The organism is Shewanella sp. SR1, assembly GCF_020447145.1.
Lineage (GTDB): Bacteria > Pseudomonadota > Gammaproteobacteria > Enterobacterales > Shewanellaceae > Shewanella > Shewanella baltica.
This window is the reverse complement of record NZ_JAJAEF010000001.1, coordinates 253,174-271,254: the sequence shown is the minus strand read 5'-3', so window position 1 is coordinate 271,254 and position 18,081 is coordinate 253,174. Positions and strand designations below refer to the sequence as shown.

Annotated in this window: 16 protein-coding genes; 12 read left to right on the top strand and 4 right to left on the bottom strand. The window is 46.6% G+C overall.

Features of this window, described 5'->3' with window-relative positions:
- Positions 1 to 20 precede the first annotated feature (20 nt).
- The 7 genes from KV201_RS01205 (at position 21) to KV201_RS01175 (ending at position 7,882) form a co-directional block, all read left to right on the top strand.
- A complete protein-coding gene (locus KV201_RS01205; protein WP_226058279.1) occupies positions 21 to 1,016 on the top strand; it encodes a permease in 996 nt (331 codons plus the stop codon).
- A 9-nt stretch (positions 1,017 to 1,025) separates the two neighbouring features.
- Positions 1,026 to 1,262 carry a thioredoxin family protein gene (locus tag KV201_RS01200; RefSeq protein WP_006079976.1) on the top strand — a complete coding sequence of 79 codons (237 nt, stop codon included), beginning with the start codon at positions 1,026 to 1,028 and terminating at the stop codon, positions 1,260 to 1,262.
- Between the two features lie 203 nt (positions 1,263 to 1,465).
- Positions 1,466 to 2,479, top strand: a complete 1,014-nt coding sequence (locus KV201_RS01195; RefSeq protein WP_107949367.1) for an ArsJ-associated glyceraldehyde-3-phosphate dehydrogenase — start codon at positions 1,466 to 1,468, stop codon at positions 2,477 to 2,479.
- A gap of 10 nt (positions 2,480 to 2,489) precedes the next feature.
- A complete protein-coding gene (arsJ, locus tag KV201_RS01190; protein ID WP_226058278.1) occupies positions 2,490 to 3,758 on the top strand; it encodes an organoarsenical effux MFS transporter ArsJ in 1,269 nt (422 codons plus the stop codon).
- A gap of 51 nt (positions 3,759 to 3,809) precedes the next feature.
- Positions 3,810 to 4,655 (top strand): DUF2927 domain-containing protein, encoded by an 846-nt coding sequence (locus tag KV201_RS01185; protein ID WP_226058277.1) that lies wholly within the window; start codon positions 3,810 to 3,812, stop codon positions 4,653 to 4,655.
- A 117-nt stretch (positions 4,656 to 4,772) separates the two neighbouring features.
- Positions 4,773 to 6,215, top strand: a complete 1,443-nt coding sequence (locus tag KV201_RS01180) for an MBL fold metallo-hydrolase RNA specificity domain-containing protein (RefSeq protein ID WP_226058276.1) — start codon at positions 4,773 to 4,775, stop codon at positions 6,213 to 6,215.
- Positions 6,216 to 6,505: 290 nt separating this feature from the next.
- Entirely contained in the window at positions 6,506 to 7,882 is a 1,377-nt protein-coding gene (locus KV201_RS01175) for a sodium:alanine symporter family protein (RefSeq protein WP_006079981.1), read from the top strand.
- Between the two features lie 86 nt (positions 7,883 to 7,968).
- Here the strand turns inward: KV201_RS01175 and KV201_RS01170 are convergent, their stop codons facing one another.
- Entirely contained in the window at positions 7,969 to 9,324 is a 1,356-nt protein-coding gene (locus KV201_RS01170) for a flavohemoglobin expression-modulating QEGLA motif protein (protein WP_226058275.1), read from the bottom strand.
- Between the two features lie 278 nt (positions 9,325 to 9,602).
- Between KV201_RS01170 and KV201_RS01165 the strand changes: the two genes are divergently transcribed.
- Positions 9,603 to 10,565: a PDC sensor domain-containing protein gene (locus tag KV201_RS01165; RefSeq protein ID WP_006084247.1), complete on the top strand. Its 963-nt coding sequence runs from the start codon at positions 9,603 to 9,605 to the stop codon at positions 10,563 to 10,565.
- 182 nt (positions 10,566 to 10,747) lie between these two features.
- Here the strand turns inward: KV201_RS01165 and KV201_RS01160 are convergent, their stop codons facing one another.
- Positions 10,748 to 10,924: a PA3496 family putative envelope integrity protein gene (locus KV201_RS01160; protein WP_006079984.1), complete on the bottom strand. Its 177-nt coding sequence runs from the start codon at positions 10,922 to 10,924 to the stop codon at positions 10,748 to 10,750.
- Positions 10,925 to 11,248: 324 nt separating this feature from the next.
- Between KV201_RS01160 and KV201_RS01155 the strand changes: the two genes are divergently transcribed.
- From KV201_RS01155 to rimK, 4 genes are all read left to right on the top strand, one after another.
- Positions 11,249 to 13,402: a CHASE domain-containing protein gene (locus tag KV201_RS01155; RefSeq protein WP_226058274.1), complete on the top strand. Its 2,154-nt coding sequence runs from the start codon at positions 11,249 to 11,251 to the stop codon at positions 13,400 to 13,402.
- Complete coding sequence (locus KV201_RS01150; protein WP_006079986.1) at positions 13,399 to 13,833, top strand: response regulator; 435 nt, start codon at positions 13,399 to 13,401, stop codon at positions 13,831 to 13,833. The genes KV201_RS01155 and KV201_RS01150 overlap by 4 nt, the downstream gene beginning before the upstream one ends.
- Positions 13,834 to 13,842: 9 nt before the next feature.
- Positions 13,843 to 15,576 carry a bifunctional diguanylate cyclase/phosphodiesterase gene (locus KV201_RS01145; RefSeq protein WP_226058273.1) on the top strand — a complete coding sequence of 578 codons (1,734 nt, stop codon included), beginning with the start codon at positions 13,843 to 13,845 and terminating at the stop codon, positions 15,574 to 15,576.
- A gap of 161 nt (positions 15,577 to 15,737) precedes the next feature.
- Positions 15,738 to 16,643: a 30S ribosomal protein S6--L-glutamate ligase gene (rimK, locus tag KV201_RS01140; RefSeq protein WP_226058272.1), complete on the top strand. Its 906-nt coding sequence runs from the start codon at positions 15,738 to 15,740 to the stop codon at positions 16,641 to 16,643.
- A gap of 79 nt (positions 16,644 to 16,722) precedes the next feature.
- Here the strand turns inward: rimK and KV201_RS01135 are convergent, their stop codons facing one another.
- Entirely contained in the window at positions 16,723 to 17,415 is a 693-nt protein-coding gene (locus KV201_RS01135) for a TorF family putative porin (protein ID WP_006079989.1), read from the bottom strand.
- Between the two features lie 290 nt (positions 17,416 to 17,705).
- On the bottom strand, positions 17,706 to 17,978 hold the full coding sequence (locus KV201_RS01130) for an HU family DNA-binding protein (protein WP_006079990.1): 273 nt from the start codon (positions 17,976 to 17,978) through the stop codon (positions 17,706 to 17,708).
- Positions 17,979 to 18,081 lie beyond the last annotated feature (103 nt).

Here is an 18,081-nt window from a genome sequence, read left to right as displayed (position 1 = left end):
ATATTTCATTAAGGATCAATATGTTCCAAATATTTACTGATTTTGCGACTTGGCTAGTGTACGGCGTGTTTGGCCTAGAGGCGGGTTCGGCCTTGGGCGGAGCTGTGCATTTTTTTGTTGAAGATGTCAGTAAAATTTTTGTATTGCTGGTGGTGATGATTTATTTCATCGCGTTACTGCGGGCTTCCTTAGATGTTGAGCGAGTTCGAGATTATTTAGCGGGTAAGAATAAGGGAGTAGGTTACTTGCTGGGGTCGATTTTTGGCGCCATCACGCCTTTTTGTTCTTGCTCGAGTATCCCTGTCTTTTTAGGTTTTACCTCGGCCGGGATCCCCCTTGGGATCACTATGGCCTTTTTGATCACTTCACCTTTGATCAATGAAGTCGCCGTCCTGCTGCTCATGAGTTTACTCGGCTGGAAATTTACCTTGCTATATGTGGCTGTGGGCATGACAGTGGGTATGATCGGCGGACTATTGTTAGATGCGATTAAGGCCGAGCGTTGGTTGCAGTCCTTCGCCGCCGAAGCCCTCGTTCGTGGACGCCAGATGGCGGCATCGAATGAGGTTTCTACCACTGAGCGGGTCTTATCTTTTTCTGAACGTCATGAATTTGCTAAAGCTGAGGCGCTTGAGATTTTTGGTCGCGTCTGGAAATGGGTCATTATCGGCGTGGGTCTTGGCGCGGCCTTGCACGGTTTTGTGCCTGATGGGTGGGTTGAAACCCATTTAGGCCAAGGCCAATGGTGGTCTGTGCCTGCGGCCGTATTAGTCGGCATTCCCCTGTATTCCAATGCGACTGGCATTATTCCTGTGATGGAAAGTTTGCTGGCGAACGGCCTGCCTATTGGTACTACGCTGGCGTTTTGTATGAGCACAGTGGCAGCCAGTTTCCCCGAATTTATTTTACTGAAACAAGTGATGCAGTGGCGCCTATTGGCGGTGCTGTTGGTTGTGCTATTGACGGCATTTACGTTAGTAGGTTGGATTTTTAATTTTGCAGCACCGTATCTTTAAGGAAATAACATGAAACAAGTCAAAGTATTAGGTAGTGGTTGCGCTAAATGTAGTAAAACCGCCGAGATGATTGCGGACATATCAGAAGAAATGGGCGTGGATGCGATTGTGAAAAAGGACACAGATCCTCAAACCCTGTTGAAATTTAAAGTGATGAAGACGCCTGCGGTCGTGATCGATGGTGAGCTCATACACAGCGGCTCAGTACCGACTCGTGACGAAATTGAAGGATGGTTAAGAGACTAAGTTGTAGTCAGCTTTAGTCAATCAAGGCTGCTCGTTCGCCAAGCACATAAGTTAAGAAACATAAGCGAATAAATATACGCCATTGCCATACTCAGTCTTTGGCAATGGCGGTGTTATCGTTTAAGTAAACCGTTAGTAGCGTTAAGAAAATATAAAAAAATTAAAGACATATAAATTTAAAATCAACATATTGGAATATCATCATGGCAATCAAAATCGGCATTAATGGCTTCGGGCGTATGGGGCGTTTAGCACTGCGCGCGGCATGGGACTGGGATGAGGTGGAGTTTGTGCAGATCAACGATCCCGCAGGTGATGCGCATACATTGGCACATTTACTCGAGTTTGATTCTGTCCATGGTCGCTGGCGTTATCCCGTGACGGCGAATGCCGATGAGATCCAGATCCAAGATAAAATCATTTGCACCACGCGTAATAAAGCCATCGCCGATACCGATTGGTCCGGTTGCGATGTGGTGATTGAAGCCTCCGGCGTGATGAAAACCAAAGCGTTATTGCAAGCTTATTTAGATCAAGGTGTTAAGCGGGTGGTTGTCACCGCTCCCGTGAAAGAAGAGGGCGTGCTAAACGTAGTGATCGGGGTTAATCATCAGCTATACGATCCTGCCATTCATCCGATTGTGACCGCCGCATCTTGCACTACTAACTGCCTTGCGCCTGTGGTGAAAGTGATCCACGAGCAGATCGGCATCAAGCACGGATCTATGACCACGATCCACGATATTACTAACACGCAAACGATTCTCGATGCACCGCATAAGGATTTACGCCGTGCCCGCGCCTGTGGTTTGAGTTTAATCCCAACCACCACGGGCAGCGCGACTGCGATTACCCATATTTTCCCTGAGCTTAAGGGCAAACTTAATGGTCATGCAGTGCGGGTGCCACTGGCTAATGCTTCGCTGACCGATTGTGTGTTCGAGCTTGAACGCGCCGTTACCGAAGCAGAAGTGAATGCGCTACTTAAAACCGCCGCCGAAGGTGAGCTTAAGGGCATTTTAGGTTATGAAGAGCGGCCGCTGGTGTCGGTGGATTACAAGACAGATCCGCGCTCAAGCATCATAGATGCGCTCTCGACCATGGTGATTAATGGCACTCAACTTAAACTCTATGTGTGGTACGACAATGAATGGGGCTACGCCAATCGCACCGCTGAGCTTGCCCGTTTAGTCGGCCAGCTTGATTTGCCGCGCTAGGAGAGCTCAATTGTTTGCCGCCAAGCCATTTGAACTACTGATGCAATTGCCCGCTGCCGTGCGGCAATATTTGCTGATCACCTTCAATTATTGGAGTTTTACCTTAACCGACGGCGCACTGCGGATGTTAGTGGTGCTGCATTTTCACGAGCTTGGCTACAGTCCGCTGGCGATCGCTATGCTGTTTTTGTTCTACGAGATTTTTGGCGTAGTGACCAATCTGATTGGCGGCTGGCTAGGGGCGCGTTTAGGGTTAAATCGCACCATGAACTTGGGCCTTGGCATGCAAGTGTTTGCCTTAGCCATGTTGTTAGTGCCGGCAGCGAGTTTACCTTTGTGGCTCGCAGGCGTGCCTTGGGTGATGGCGGCGCAGGCGTTATCTGGGATCGCTAAAGATCTCAATAAGATGAGTGCCAAAAGCGCGATAAAACTGCTGGTGCCAAAAGGCGAGCAGGGCAAGCTTTACAAATGGGTTGCCCTATTAACGGGTTCTAAAAATGCCCTCAAGGGCGCGGGATTTTTCCTCGGCGGCGCCTTGCTTGCTTTACTCGGGTTTGAGTTGGCAATCGCTACTATGGCTATCTTGCTTGGACTCGTCTGGTTACTCAGTCTAATGATGCTGAAAAAGGATTTAGGTAAAGCTAAGAATAAGCCTAAATTTACGGAGATTTTCTCTAAGAGTCGCAGCGTGAATATTCTCTCGGCGGCGCGATTATTCCTGTTTGCTGCCAGAGATGTGTGGTTTGTGGTGGCGCTGCCCGTGTATCTGGCCAGCCAATTAGGCTGGGATCATTGGGCAGTGGGCGGCTTTTTAGCTGTGTGGGTTATCGGTTACGGCATAGTGCAAACCTTAGCACCTAAGATCACGGGCAATCGCCAAGCCCAAAGTCAGCTGATTGATACAGCCCCCGATGGTCGCAGCGCGTTAATTTGGGCAAGTATGTTGGCCTTTGTGCCAGCGCTGATTGCCAGCGCGATACAGTTTAGTTTTTATCCCGAGGCCAGTTTGTTGTTGGGTCTAATGTTATTTGGTGCCCTGTTTGCGGTGAACTCATCGCTGCACAGTTACTTGATTGTGAGTTACGCCAGTGAAGATGCGGTGTCGCTGGATGTGGGTTTCTACTATATGGCCAATGCTATGGGGCGTTTAGTCGGCACTGTGCTGTCTGGCTTAGTGTATCAAGCCTATGGTTTAGCTGCCTGTTTGTGGATTTCGACCGCTTTTATCGGCATCACTGCTATGATTTCGATTAAATTACCTCGGCAAGCTGTGGAATAAGTGCCAATGCAAAAGTGCTTCAAGGCATCAACATACTACTGCAACAGGTTAATGTTACCTGCGTGTCGGCGTTTTGGGCGCAGAATGTGTCTAAACCTAGTTCTGTTTCTAAGTCTAAGCTTGTTAGCCTTACCTCTTTACGCCGCTCAAACGCAGCCCGCGTTAATTCCGGCATTAACACCCGCAGCAGATTGGAAAAACTTAACTTACATCACCCAGGCCTTCAGCGAGATTGCCCTCAAAAATGAGTATGACGTGGCGAAACACCGGGTGCGTAAGTGGCGTATTCCGGTACGAGTGTTTGTCGAACATCAAGTGGGCGACAGGGCGCTGCACACCCAATTAGTGCAGATGCACTTAGCGCACTTAGCCGAGATTACTGGTCACGATATTCAGCTGGTGGATACGTTCTTGGATGCGAATCTACACTTAGTGTTTACCCGTCAATCCCAATGGGAGAGTGAGGTTACCCGCTTAATGGGGCCAAGTTCGGCGAAGAATGTCCATGGCTCAGTGTGTATGGCCAAGTTTGCTCTTAATGCTAAGAGTGAAATTGAACGCGCATGGGTGATTATTCCCGTCGATCAGGCGCAAATGCACGGTAAGTTAGTGGCTTGCGTAGTTGAGGAAATTACTCAAGTGCTTGGGCTACCCAATGATTCTGAAAAAGTATTTCCCTCCATCTTTAACGATAAAACCCCGCAGGATTTACTCACAGGGCTCGATTTCATTCTGCTTAAACTGCTCTATAACCCGAGTATTCGCGCTGGTATGACGGCCGCTGAGGTCAAAGCGCCATTGCAGATATTGCTCGAACAATGGCAGCGTGATGGCACCCTAATCCATGCCGATAAAACCGTGCGCCAAGGCCAGTTATACCCTTTATTAGGTTATTGATGCTTGAGTGTTACTGCGAAAGTTGACATTGCTCGCATGCGACCAATTAATCCTTTTTCTTTGAGTAATAAGGGCATAGTCTAGCTTTATACAAGGTAAAAACGTTGGAGGGACACCATGCGAATGACACTGCAGTTTTTAGGAGCGACAGAGGAAGTGACCGGCTCATGCCATTTACTCTCGGTCGATCATGAACACTTATTACTCGATTGTGGTTTGATCCAAGGTGGTAAAGCGGATGAACTGCGTAATCATGATCCCTTCGCCTTCGACCCTGAGTCTATTTCCGCTGTTGTGCTCAGCCATGCCCATATCGACCATTCAGGGCGTTTACCACTCTTAGTTAAAGCGGGTTTTGATGGGCCAATCTACACCCATAAAGCCACGGCAGAACTGTGCGCCATCATGCTCAAAGATGCGGCCATGCTGCAGACTCGCGACACCGAAAGGGTCAATAAAAAGCGCGCTAAACATGATCTTGAACCCTTAGAACCGCTATTCACCGTTGAAGATGCCGAACAGGCCATCACCCAATTTGTGCCGCTTGAATACGGCCAAGTAACTCGGGTCATTCCCCATGTGGATATTTGCCTCTCAGATGCGGGACATATTTTAGGTTCTGCCTTAGTCGAGCTGTGGTTAGGCGAGGGTAAGTCCCAGAAAAAAGTCGTTTTCAGTGGCGATCTTGGCCGTGCGGGGATGCCGATTTTACGCAATCCGACCTTAGTGGATACGGCGGATTTAGTGTTAATGGAAAGCACCTACGGCAACCGTTTTCACCGCAGTTGGACTGAAACCTTAGCCGAGTTGAAAGACATTTTTGCGAAGACAGTCAACGAGAGCCAAGGCAATATCTTGCTGCCAGCTTTCTCGGTTGGACGGGCGCAGGAATTATTATATCTCTTTCATTTATATGCTAAAGAATGGGATCTCGGTCGCTGGAAAATCTGCCTAGACAGCCCCATGGCGATTGAGGCGACTCGCGTTTACGTCAATAATTATCCGCTGATGGATGAGGACTTTAAACGTTTTACCCGCCAACATCCTGGGCAGCATCCGCTATTGTCGAATGTCGAATTTATCCAGACGACCGAAGAGTCGATGGCGCTGAACGAAGTGCATAAGGGATTGATCATTATCGCGGGTAGCGGCATGTGTAACGGTGGGCGCATTCGTAGCCATTTAGAGCATAATCTATGGCGGCCTGAATGCGATGTGATTATCTGTGGTTATCAAGCCCTTGGCACACCGGGACGTGCCTTGGTCGACGGTGTTGAGGAGCTGACTATCCACGGAAACAGCATTAAAGTCGCGGCAAAATTACACACAGTGGGCGGGCTTTCTGCCCATGCGGATCAAGCCGAGTTATTGCGTTGGTATCGCCACTTTGAAGGTCAACCGCCGCTGATTTTAGTCCACGGAGAACCCGATGCGCAGCATGGATTGGTCGATGTGCTTAACCAAGATCCTAAGACTAAACCTCAAGCCACCGCGATTGCGACCCATGGCGACAGGTTAGATTTAACCGCGCTGCCTCAGTTAGTGTGGAAACCAGCTTAAGTTAATTATCCTACATAGCGGCGTATTGCTCGAGAGACTCCCTGCATACTCAATGCGGGGATTTTTTATTTATGTTGCAAATCAATATCTCACCGCTCGGAAACGACTCTGCGTGCCAATCCATTTCAGATAAATTCGCAGATGATTTAGATTTCCAATTGTTAACTATTCGTTGTAATCTGAGGTGCAACTGTTAGATTGGCTCCTTGATATGTCGTGTTCGTTAGGCCAACTCCTAATCCGACGGCGTCAGTCAAACTATAACAATAACAAGCAATCACGAGGTTTGAATGGAAGCGATTACGGAGTTTGTTGGCCTGATTAATGGCTTTGTCTGGGGCACACCTATGTTGGTGATGATCTTAGGCGTTGGTTTGTTTCTTTCCCTCGGGCTGAGATTAATGCCCATTCTGAAGTTAGGCACAGGCTTTAAGTTACTCTGGTCTGGCCGTATTCCTGACAAAGATAAAAATGTGAAAGGGGATGTGAGTCCGTTTAATGCGCTGATGACTTCCCTTTCAGCCACCATTGGTACGGGTAATATTGCAGGTGTGGCGACGGCAATTTTTGTCGGTGGCCCAGGCGCGTTATTCTGGATGTGGTGCACCGCATTAGTGGGCATGGCGACTAAGTATTCTGAGGCCGTGCTGGCGGTTAAATTCCGTGAAGTGGACGATCAGGGAAACCATGTCGGTGGCCCTATGTATTACATTAAAAATGGTCTCGGTAAAAAGTGGGCTTGGTTGGGCACACTGTTTGCGATTTTTGGATCACTTGCTGGCTTTGGTATTGGCAACACAGTACAAGCCAACTCAGTGGCAGCAGCATTAAGCAGTAACTTCGGCGTTCCGGCTTGGGTGTCTGGCGTGGTGATGATGTTGCTCGTGGGCGCGGTATTGATGGGTGGCATTAAGCGTATCGCTGAAGTCGCCGGTAAGTTAGTGCCATTTATGACGATTTTTTATATTACTGCTGGCCTAGGTGTGTTGGTGGTGCATATTCAAGACGTACCAGCGGCGTTCGCCCTAATTATTCACAGCGCTTTTAATCCAGTGGCAGCCCAAGGTGGTTTTGCAGGTGCAGCTGTGTGGGCGGCGATTCGTTTTGGTGTGGCGCGCGGCGTATTCTCCAACGAAGCGGGTTTAGGTAGTGCGCCGATAGCCCATGCTGCGGCACAAACCAATAATCCTGTGGCGCAAGGGCTGGTGGCTATGCTCGGCACTTTTATCGATACTATTGTGGTCTGCTCGATTACAGGGCTGGCAATTGTGGTTTCAGGCTCTTGGACCTCGGGCGAAAATGGCGCCGCGCTGACGTCATACGCTTTCTCCCATGCCTTGCCTCTGGGTAATTATATCGTGGCTATCGCCTTGTCTATCTTTGCCTTCACCACCATTATTGGTTGGAGCTTCTACAGCGAAAAATGTGTGCAGTATCTCTTTGGTATCAAAGCGGTAAAACCTTTTAGGTTGCTATGGACCATTGCCGTGCCACTAGGCGCGGTGAGTTCATTGGATTTTATCTGGCTATTGGCTGATACCTTAAACGCCATGATGGCCATTCCTAACTTAATCGCCTTGGCACTGTTAAGCCCTGTGGTCTTTGGGTTAACGCGGGAATACTTCATTAAAAAGCGTGCCGATGAAGCAGCAAAGGCCCAATCTTAATCTGATGAATAAAGTTGAGTCACGTTAGAATAAAAAAGCTCACCTAGTTGTGAGCTTTTTTCATTTAAATCAATAATATTTATGTATTAATCCGAGTTGTTGTCGAACTCAGTATCGTCGAGTAACTCAAAGGTTGGTTCGACGTTTGGTAAGTCTTTAAACAGGCGAGTGAAGTGACGTTGTACGCCTTTCAAATCGATTCCAGCTAAGCCTGAGGCAAAACCAAACCAAGCATAAAGACCACTAAAGTTATCGAACATGGGCGGTAAATATTTCGGTGTCGTCAGTATGCCCTCTTGGCAAGCTTGGTATAACACTGGGATATCTTCGATCGCCAATTTACCGAGGAACAACATAGGGATAAGTTCGGGAAGGCCTGAGGTGATGGCGCTGCGGATAAAGTTAATGTTTTCCACATAGCCGCGCACATAGGAAATATCCTTAGTGAAGAAGCTGCCGCCTTCTACCATACCCCCACGGAAAACCCTTTGGGTGACGCGATAACTGTCGGTCGCGCTCAGGTTTAATCCTCTGAAATAATTAAATACTTCAATAAAGTCGGCGCCATTTTCCGCCATGTCGACAGCGGCGACACGGTCGCTAATACGCCGAGCTCGTCCCGGATTTGAACTTAGGGTCAGCATTTCCAGTAAAACAGCTAAACCCTCTTGAGTCGCGGCTACCCGCGGCGAACCGACACTGAGCCAAGTGGCGTGGGGTTGGGCTCGACCATTTAGCGTTGTGCCGACATGCACCCAACCTTCGTGAACCTCGTATACATTGAGATCCGACTCGCTGAACATGGCTTTGCTATTGAGCTTAACGGTATCGCCACCCACAGCGGCATCGGAGACGATACCGTCACTGAGGCGCACGCGCATGTCATCGCTATGGAAGTATTTCTCTAAACGTTGACTGAGCACGTGAACCGCTTCGGGTGCGCTAATAATCTTAGGGTGATGTTTATTCATGTGTCTCGCTGCCGGCAGCGAGAAGATATAACTGAGTTTATCGCCTAACTGACGCAGCGTATGACGATCGCCGTGCAATCTGTGACTCGCGCTGCCGTATAATTCTTGGCTAAGTTTACCAAAGGTCGGCGTGCCTCTGTTTTCGAGCATATCGACCACAAGGCGATATTGATCGACGTTAGCCACCAATATCTTGCCGAGTTTATCCCGTTTACCTAAACGTCTATGGACATCCTGTTTGAGGGAGGCGAGTTCTGCGTGGGTTTTGACGGGGTCAAAAGGTAAGGCTATGTTTTGATAGAATTCTTGCTTGATAGCCGGAAGTACAGTGCCCTTATTCGAGAGAAAGCGCTCCTCCATTTCCCGCGGCCATTTGATGGCATCTAAGATTTTTATTGGCGTTTGGATGCGAATTAATTCATCGGAAAAACGGCGTAGATCTTGTTGATATTGGGCTAACGACTCAGACATTCCCGTATATCCTGCAGGTAATTTCAGCGAGAGAGATGTGGCTAATCATAGCCTTAAACCTCATTTATTCATATTGATTCGCAGGCTAGCTGAGGAAATATACCGATTACATAAATTAACTGTTATCGGTTTTGTGAATCATTTTGGTGCACCTGCGACTATTTTAGCGCTGTGTTTATGAGCCATAAATTAGTAACTATTTGTTTAATAATATTTTATTGATATGGCATTAAAGCTGCTTTGTTCTGGACTTAGAAATCGGTTGATTGGAGCGAAACATGGCAGCGATGAGTTATTTGAGTGTGATCGAGCGGTATCACGAATACGAAGCCACAGTGCATGAACTGATGGAATCGATTCTTACTGGGATTGCCGATGCCGAGTTATTTAAACAACCTAAGGTCGATGTCAAAGCGATGAAAGGAATTGCAAAGAGCTATCCCTTTGTTGAACTGATGTATTTACTCGATAGCCAAGGATTGCAGATAAGCCAAAATATCGCCGTGGTAGACCATCAGATCGAGTTAATTCCGTTAGGTGGCAATCGCGATCGCAGCCAAAGACCCTATTTCATTAATCGTGATGAGTCCGATGGCGTGAACATTACGCGTCCCTATTTATCCAATGCCAGCGGTAATTTATGCCTTTCTGCCTCCTTAGCCATTTATCAACAGGAGCAAAAATTGGGTTATTTAGTGGTGGATGTGGACTTGACCCGTTTGATTGAATTTATGATGGGCGACAGTGCACGGCGGCGCGTAACGCCGGCATTTAAAGCGGTTTATGGCGTGATAGTGGCTGGGTTGTTTGTGCTGGTCACGGTATTGCTCTGGACCGCATTGCGGGACATTTACGGGCTTTTTACGGTCGAGCGAATTGGTCAAGATCCACTGCAACCCTTTGGGATCATTATTTTTATGACGTTAGCATTAGCGATTTTCGATCTCGGGAAAACCATTCTCGAAGAAGAAGTCCTAATGCATAAGGATATCTTTCGCCACAGCTCAACGCGGCGAACCATTACGCGGTTTGTTTCTACCATCCTCATTGCCATTTCCATTGAGGCCTTATTGACTATGTTCAAGGCGTCACTCGGTGAGAAACAATATATTGAACCCGCGATCTGGATGATGTTAGCCGTTGTCGGTTTACTCGTAGGATTAGGTGCTTACGTTTACTTAGGTGCTAAGGCCGAATGGTTGCTGATTAAAACTCAAGCCTATAAAAGCGGTAAAAAGTGACAAGGATGATGTAGCTTTGAGGGTGGTGATTAAGAGGGCTAAACAAAGTCACACCCAGCACTGAGGGCTGGGTGAGATATTAGGTCTGAGTGGACACGAACTGTGTGAGTTCTAGATGAACACTCTGCGATTTAACGCAGCATCACCATAATGTTGCCCACTAGATAGTGAGATCAAATAGGCTAGAAAAAATCGTCATCTCCTAATGCCCGCTTTAACTCCGCCCGTTCGAGGTAGTCTTCTAAACGCTTTTTGACTTCACGTCTATGTTGCATTGCCTCAGCGGCTTTGCTGTTTCTCGGTGTGGTCATTGCCTCAAGTTCAGTATCGTTGGGCACGACTTCAGTAATATGAGCCATAACGAATTCCTCTTGTTGTTCCTAACGACTTTCTAACTAAAAAGAGTATGGTAGAAAAGCAAATAATTTTGGTAGTCAGGGTAAAATTTTCTGCCCGTGAGCCGGATAATTCAGCCCGCTGCGGTTTAGCGTCAAGCCAAGACTGGGATTGCCTATTTGATTAATTTAGTTCTTGCTTATTTTGTGATTGAGAGCACAACATCGTCATCGATATATTCGGGTTAATTCCTAGTTAAATAGTAGGATAAACTTGAATTTAGGCGTAATTACAACAACACTTGTAACATTGTTTATTGCTGTTCGTTTGCTAGGGAATTGGCTCATATGGACAAGGATGAGTTTTCTAAATCGCATAGCCCATCAAATAATATCTACTTTAGCGTGCTGAGCTCTAGCTGGCTGATGATTGTCGCTGCTTTACTTTTTATGGGCATCTCTTGGTATGTGCTGGAGCAATATCTTAGAGATAGGGGTGAAGAGCGTTTCGAGAACAGTGTTCAAGAGTTAACCGAAGCGGTGAATCGCAGAATGCTTGCCTACGAGCAAGTCTTACGCGGTGGTGTCGGCTTGTTATTGTCCTCCAATAGTGTGACCCGCAAGGAATGGCAAACCTATGTTGTCAATGCACATTTATCTGAGTATTACCCGGGTTTCCAAGGCTTTGGCTATGCTCAGTTACTTAAACCTGACACATTAGATACCCACGTCCAACAAGTTCAAGCCGAAGGCTTTAAAGACTATAAAATTTACCCTGAAGGAGTTCGTGATCAGTATTGCGTGATCTTGTATTTAGAGCCTTTTGATTGGCGCAATCAAAGAGCCTTTGGCTATGACATGTGCTCCGAGGCTAATCGTCGCAAAGCCATAGATCACGCCATTACCACTGGTCAGCCAACTATCTCTGGCAAGGTCGCCTTAGTGCAAGATACACCCGAAGATGCTAAAGCAGGTTTTTTGATGTATTTGCCAATTTATCAAGGGATTGTGGCAACGGAGGCTGAACGGAAACAGCAGGCGATTGGACTCGTGTATGCGGCGTTTAGGATGGACGACCTCATGCAAGGAATTATGGGGGATCGATTCTCAGGTTTGAAGCTCGCCATTTATGAAAACCCACAGGCAAGTGTTGACAGTTTAATGTTTACTAGCAGTAAAGTACTGCCAAATCAAAAAGATGTGTTCTATCAGTCACAGACCGACTTGATTGGCGGTAAGCAGTGGCGCTTAGACATTTCATCACAATCGCGTTTTATCTCAAGATCGGAAGAGACCCAAGGTATCTGGCTGCAATTTATCGGTTGTGCATTCATTTTGGCGCTGTTTTATTCTGTGCTAATCATGGCGCGTAATCGATATAAAGAGTCATTACTTACCTCTGAGCTAATCGCGAATGAAAAACGCTTTAGACTCGTCATTGAAGCCTCTCCAAGCGCACTATTTATGGTCGACAAGGCAGGGGTTATTACGTTAGTGAACACCCATGCCGAACGCTTATTTGGTTATGCCAGAGACGAGTTACTCGGCCGCTCTATCAATATGTTATTGCCAGACGCGCTGAGGGATGCGCATCAGCAGCACATGAATAATTACTTAGTGCAGCCGATTGCGAAAAATATGTCGATGCGGGATGACTTATTTGGCTGTTGTAAAGATGGCAGTCGACTCGCGATAGAAGTGGGGCTGACACCTATTCATTTCAGTAATGGCATTTTCATTCTCGCGACGATTAACAATGTGTCTGAACGTAAGCGCATTGAAGTCCAGCGTGCAGAACACATGCAAGAGCTTGAGCGGATTAATCAAGAACTCGATCGCTTTGCCTATATCGCCTCCCATGATTTGAAATCCCCACTACGGGGTATCGAGCAGTTAACTTCTTGGTTAGCAGAGGATTTATCCGATAACACCAATGAAAACGTGCAGAAATATCTCGGGCTGATCCAAAGTCGTATTCATCGCATGGTGTTATTGCTCGATGGGCTATTGATGTTTTCCCGTATTGGCCGTGTCGATACTGAAACCACCGAGGTCAACAGTCGGCAACTGGCTGAAGACATGTTTGCGCTCGTCGCGCCGCCACAGGGGTTTGAATTAGTTCTAAAAGGGGAGTTTCCAAATTTCCATACTGTACGCGCACTGTTGGAATTGGTGATACGAAATTTAATCAGCAATGCCATTAAACACCATGACTTAGGCACAGGTGTGATCACTGTCTTATGTGAGGACGCGGATAAACATTATCTCTTCAGTGTGATAGACGATGGCCCAGGTATCTCAAGTGCCTATCAGAATAAAGTCTTCGAAATGTTTCAAACACTTAAGCCTAGGGATGAAGTCGAAGGCAGTGGTTTAGGGTTATCACTTGTGAAGAAAACAGTTGAAAGTTTAGGTGGGAATATTCAACTCAAATCGCAGGGCAGAGGCTGTTGTTTTTACTTTACTTGGCCTAAGAAAATAGTGAAAAAGGAGCTTCTATGAGAGCAGCAGATCAATATCAACAGGTCACCATTTTATTAGTTGATGACGATGATGTGGATTACATGGCCGTGCAGCGGGCGATGAGGCAACTTAGGTTACTCAATCCCTTAGTGCGAGCACGGGATGGCATTGAGGCACTAGCAATTCTCACTAGCTTAGACACGATTAAAGGCCCGTACCTTATTTTGCTCGACCTTAATATGCCAAGAATGAATGGCTTTGAGTTTCTTGAGCGGATACGTTCAGATCCTTCACTTTCATCATCTGTCGTTTTTATGCTCACGACGTCGAGTACCGATGAAGATAGAATGAAAGCCTATAGCCATCATGTGGCTGGTTACATGGTTAAAACTGACATAAAAGACGGTTTTAACAATATTTTTAATATGCTTGAAGGTTACTGGCGAATAGTCGAGCTCCCATCCGCATAAGGTGAGTATATGGATTTACTACTGATCGATGATGATGAAGTCGATAGAACGGCAATTATCCGAGCACTTAGGCAGTCAAAGTTGACGTTTAATGTGATCGAAGCCAATTGTGCATTTGATGGTTTGAATCTTGCCTTAGAACGTCATTTCGACGGCATTCTATTGGATTATTTATTGCCCGATGCCAATGGGTTAGAAGTGTTAATTAAGCTCAATGCCATGACGCAAGATCAGACTGTGGTCGTGATGCTGAGTCGCTATGAAGATGAGAAACTAGCCCAGCGCTGCATTGAATTAGGTGCGCAGGATTTTCTGCTTAAGGATGAGGTTAACTCGCGGATCTTAACCCGTGCGATTCGCTACGCGAAACAAAGATCTTCAATGGCATTGGCGTTACGGAATAGCCATCAAAAACTAAAAGAACTGGCCGAGCACGACTCGCTCACTAAGTTGGTTAATCGCTATGGTTTTGAACTGTGTCTTAATCGAGCGATCGCAAGGGCGAAACGCTGTCACGATTATTTGGCGGTTATCTTACTAGATCTCGATGATTTCAAAGCGATTAATGACACATTAGGTCACCAAACGGGTGATGTGCTGTTACTCAAAGTGGCGGCTCGATTAAGTGAGGTGCTGCGAGATGGCGACATTATTGCCCGTTTAGGCGGTGACGAATTTGTCGTACTGGTGACAGATAACGATTATAAATATTTCCCCATGATAGTGGCCAATCGACTGCTCAAAGTCTTTGAGGATGAATTTTGCCTCGGTGATAACGATGTGCTTATCGGTGCCAGTATCGGTGTGGCTTTTTATAATGAAGCGGCTTCGAACAGTTCTGAGCTGATGAAATGTGCCGATATCGCCATGTATCGTGCTAAAAAGATGGGCCGAAACCAGATCCAGTTTTATTCCGAAGCCTTAGACAAAGAGGTGCGCTACCGCAATCATATCGAATCAAGTTTGCGTATGGCCTTAAAAAGAAATGAGTTTAAGGTCCACTATCAAGCACAGGTTAATGCGAAAACCCATCAGTTGGTGGGGATGGAAGCCCTTATCCGATGGCAGCACCCAGTGGATGGTATTATCGCCCCAGATCAATTTTTGCCCATAGCCGAAGAAATTGGATTAATGGATGACATTGATGATTGGGTGCTTGAACAAGCCTGTACCCAGGCACAGGTTTGGTTAGCCCAATTACAGCCCCTAGGCCAAGAATTCACTATCGCAGTAAACCTTTCAGCCTCTCAAATTGGAAATGAGAACCTGTTTGATAAAATCGTGCATACACTGACGAAGACAGGCCTGCCTGCTGGAGCATTAGAGCTTGAAATTACAGAAAATTGCCTTATTGAAGATCCCCATGAACATGCCAAAGTGCTCGATAGAATCGCCGGATTAGGGGTGCGTTTTGCCCTCGATGACTTCGGGACGGGTTTTTCGTCATTAGAACACATCAAACTGTTTCCGATCAGCGTACTGAAAATCGATAAAAGCTTTGTCGCTTCCTACGATAAGGATGAAAAAGATACCCGATTGCTCGCCGCTTTACTCAACTTTGCCTATGGGTTTAATGTTATTTCTGTGGCGGAGGGTGTTGAAACGTTTGAGCAAGCAGAGTTTTGTACTGCTCGCCATTGCACTGTTTTACAAGGGTATTTATTCTCGCGCCCCTTAGATGTCGCGGCGTTTGAGGCCAAGTATATTCTGCCACTACTAACCCAAACTCAGCTCCCAGTGTAAGAGGTCTCGAACTATTTCAATAGCATAGTGATTTCGTCTGGTGAGGAATATTTTCTTGCTTTACACTGAGCAATAGACAAATATCAGCCCCTTTTTCTGTCGCTGTGCTTTTAGTGCCGCAGAATGGTTTATTCACTCATGCTTAAGTTGGTCACTCAGCAATGAAAATAGGTATTTTATCCCAATTCCCCCAGTTGTATTCGACACAACGTTTAGTGGAGGCTTGTCAAAGCCGCGGACATGAAGCGGTTGTGATCAATACACTGAACTGCTACATGAATATTAATTCCATTAAGCCTAGCATTCATTATGAAGGCACTGAATTAGTTGGCTTTGATGCCATCATTCCGCGTATTCATGCCAGCGTGACTTTTTATGGTTGCGCCGTTGTACGTCAGTTCGAAATGATGGGCGTGTATGCGGCGAATGATTCAATTTCCATTGCGCGTTCTCGGGACAAATTGCGGGCGCTGCAATTGCTCTCCCGTAAAGGGATTGGCATGCCAGTGACAGGCTTTGCCAATAAGCCGAATGACATCCCCGATCTCATCAATATGGTGGGCGGCGCTCCGTTAGTCATTAAGTTACTCGAAGGTACTCAAGGGATTGGCGTGGTATTAGCCGAGACTAAAACGGCTGCTGAGAGCGTGATAGAAGCATTCCTAGGGCTGAAAGCGAATATCTTAGTGCAGGAATACATTAAAGAATCCAATGGCAGTGATATTCGTTGTTTTGTTGTCGGTGACAAGGTCATCGCCTCCATGAAGCGCCAAGGACCCGAGGGGGGTTTTCGCTCTAATCTGCATTTGGGTGGCTGTGGTGAGGTGGTTAAAATCACTGCAGTGGAACGTAAAATGGCGATTGCGGCGGTGAAAGCGATGGGATTGGTGGTCGCTGGGGTGGATATTTTACGCTCTAACCGTGGCCCTTTGATCCTTGAGGTGAATTCGGCGCCAGGCATTGAAGGGATTGAACAAACCACTGGGATTTCGGTGACTGAGCCCATTGTTGAATATATCGAGAAAATGGTCGCAGCCCGTAAAACCAACAGACCCATCATTGCCTAATGGATGATTGCGCTAAAACAACGCCACCATTTAAAGTGGCGTTTTTTATGCTTAGTCGTTAAGTCCTAAATACTAGATCTTAGAGATCAAAGCTGTAGGAATAGCCGAGTACCAGTTTGGCATCATCATCGGTGAGATCGGTATCAGAAACCATAAATGACACTGTGCCCATGCTGGTATCTGCGCTGAGTGTGACGTTATAGTCGGCGTAGTTATCTTCGCCAAACCAAGATTGCACAACATCACCGCTTGAGTAGCCATAGTGTACTGATAAGCTGAGTTTTTCAGTGAGAGGCACAGAGACAGTTGCGGCAAGATAGCTGAGATCTTTATTATCTAACGGATCGGCGGCGACATCGTCACCGGCATTGATGACATGGGAGTAACCCAGTTCAAGCCACTTCCAAGTCACTGCAGCATGGAGTTCACCAAAATCAATGCTGCCAGGAGCGTCTGGATAGGCGTAGTAGAGGTAGCCAAAGTCGTAGCTGATGTCTTCGGTAATACTGCCGCCATAACCCGCGTAGAGATCCAGCTCGTAGCTCGTATCGTCACCAAAATCTACATTCGATGCCCAAGTGCCAGCATAGAAGCCAGAATCATGGCTGTAGTCAATTCCACCTTGGATTGCGACTGCATCGTTAGTTTGGGTCGCGCCGCGCCATAGGTAATTAGAGGTACCACCAATGTTGCCTGATACGGCTGCAAAGGCATTGCCAGCCAGTAACATTCCCGTCGATAAGGCCAAAACGCTGTACAGTGATTTCTTCATGCTCATCCCCTCGATTGACTTATTTATCGATTCACCAGTGGCACACTTAAGTAAGCAGTGGTCATTAGTGCATCTTGGTTTTTTTCTAAGAAGGGATTTGCTAATCACATGCCACTATTACAATTCTATGTAAAACAAGATATTAGAATATCAAGTGTTAATAAAATGTTTTTATTTGCCAGTTTATGGGGCAGAGGCGCACTCTTGTTGTGCAAAAAACATTCAGCGTTTCACTGGGATAGGGCAAAAAAAACGCCTCACAATGGAGGCGTTGTTTTGAATTTTCTAGCTTAGTTTACGCTGTCGCGTAGGGTCTTACCCGCTTTAAACTTAGGTACAGTCGCTTCAGCGATTTGAATTTCTTTACCTGTTTGTGGGTTACGGCCGGTGCGAGCGGCACGAGTCGCAGTTTCAAACGAACCGAAGCCTACGATGGAGATTTTGTCACCATTTTTCATTGATTCGGTAATGGCTGCTTCAAAAGACTTCAATGCGCGTGCGGCTTCTACTTTCGTTAGATCGGCATTTTCTGCAATTTTGGCGATAAGTTCAGTTTTGTTCATTTTTATTGTCTCTTCTTTCCGTAGATTTATTTGAAATAAGCGTGCCTAACATGCCATAAGGTTTAGCGCTTGGAAAGCCTTTTGCGTCTAAGGTGCCGGAGGA